Origin of the sequence: Paraburkholderia sp. 31.1 (assembly GCF_014397645.1) — a bacterium.
GTDB classification, from domain to species: Bacteria; Pseudomonadota; Gammaproteobacteria; order Burkholderiales; family Burkholderiaceae; genus Paraburkholderia; species Paraburkholderia tuberum.
This window is the reverse complement of record NZ_VZQN01000146.1, coordinates 1-1640: the sequence shown is the minus strand read 5'-3', so window position 1 is coordinate 1640 and position 1640 is coordinate 1. Positions and strand designations below refer to the sequence as shown.

General features: G+C 60.9%; 1 protein-coding gene. It reads left to right on the top strand.

What is annotated here, in order from left to right:
• The first annotated feature begins 106 nt into the window (after positions 1-106).
• Positions 107-1591: an ISNCY family transposase gene (locus F6X37_RS35665; RefSeq protein ID WP_187614658.1), complete on the top strand. Its 1485-nt coding sequence runs from the start codon at positions 107-109 to the stop codon at positions 1589-1591.
• Positions 1592-1640: the final 49 nt, after the last annotated feature.

The following is a 1640-nucleotide window of genomic DNA, read 5'->3' as shown; positions in this document are numbered from 1 at the left end:
TTGTAGCGGCTAGATGATAATGTCCGCTTTTAGCCGCATAGAAATGTCCGCTTTTGATGCCGTCGTATGCTAGCCAGCTGCCGTTTTTCCGGCGCTGGGGACCTCGATGGCTGTGACAGAACGGATAACTATGACGATGCGGGAACTGGACCGACTCAAGGTCATTCAGGACGTGACGGAAGGACGGCTCAAGCCGTGGCGTGCAGCGGAACGACTCGGACTAACGACGCGGCAGATACGTCGGCTGACGACGCGGTTTCGCGAAGCTGGCGTGGCTGGACTGGTCTCGCGCAAGCGCGGCATGCCTGGGAACCGGAGGCTGGACGACGACCTGGCCCAACGCGCTTTGGCGATTGTGCGCGAGCGCTATGCTGATTTCGGCCCGACGCTGGCGTGCGAGAAGCTGCGTGAATGCCATGGCATCCGCCTGGCGAAGGAAACGGTCCGGCAATTGATGATGGATGCCCACCTGTGGGTGCCGCGCCGTCAACGTCCGCCGAAGATCCATCAGCCACGAGCCCGTCGTGCCTGTCTGGGCGAACTGATCCAGATCGATGGCAGCGATCACCGCTGGTTCGAGGACCGGGCACCGGCCTGTACGCTGCTGGTGTACGTCGACGATGCGACGAGCCGGCTGATGGCGCTGCATTTCACGGCCACGGAATCGACGTTCAGCTACTTCGAAGCGACGCGTGCGTACATCGAACAGCATGGCAAACCCGGCGCGCTGTACAGCGACAAGTACAGCGTGTTTCGCAAGACTGGCGCGAACAAGGATGGCAATAGCGTGACGCACTTCGGCCGTGCCATGTACGAACTGAATATCGACACGTTTTGCGCGAACTCGAGCCCCGCCAAAGGCCGCGTCGAGCGCGCACATCTGACGCTGCAGGATCGTCTCGTGAAGGAGCTCCGGCTGCGTGGCATCCAGACCATGGAAGCGGCAAATGCCTGGGCGCCTGCCTTCATGGCGGCCTACAACGCGCGTTTCGCCAAGCCGCCGAGGAGCAGTTTCGACGCACATCGGCCGCTTCGCGCTGACGAGAGCCTTGATCTGGTACTCACCTGGCGGGAGCCGCGCAAAGTGACGAAGTCGCTGACGGTGCAATACGACAAGGTCATGTACCTGCTGGAGGATACGCCGGAGCACCGCAAGCTGATTGATCGATATATCGAGGTCTGGGAGTACCCGGATGCACGGATCGAACTCCGGGTGGACGGCCGTGTTCTGACGTGCAGGCAGTACGACCGGCTGGCCGAGATCGATCAGGCCGCGGTCGTTGAACACAAGCGACTGGGCCACGTGCTTCAGGTCTCTCAGGCGATTCAGGCACAACGCGACAACCAGCGCATCGGCAAGGCGCCCTCCCGAACGCATCTGGGCGCTCCAACCAAAATCCAGAGTCGTTCGCCGGGCAAGAAGAAACAGCGCGAGTTCACGCAGGCCGACGTCGAACATACGATCGTGGATCTTGCCCGGCAAAGACAGGCACAACCGCAACCCAGCAAACCTGGCCGACGGTCTGCAAGAGACAGTGGAACAGGCGTAAGCGCCCTGCCCATTCAGAACGGTGTCTTCGACACTGCGTGATCTTTAACCCATGAGAAGCAAAGCCGGAACCCTTAAACCCGGACATTTC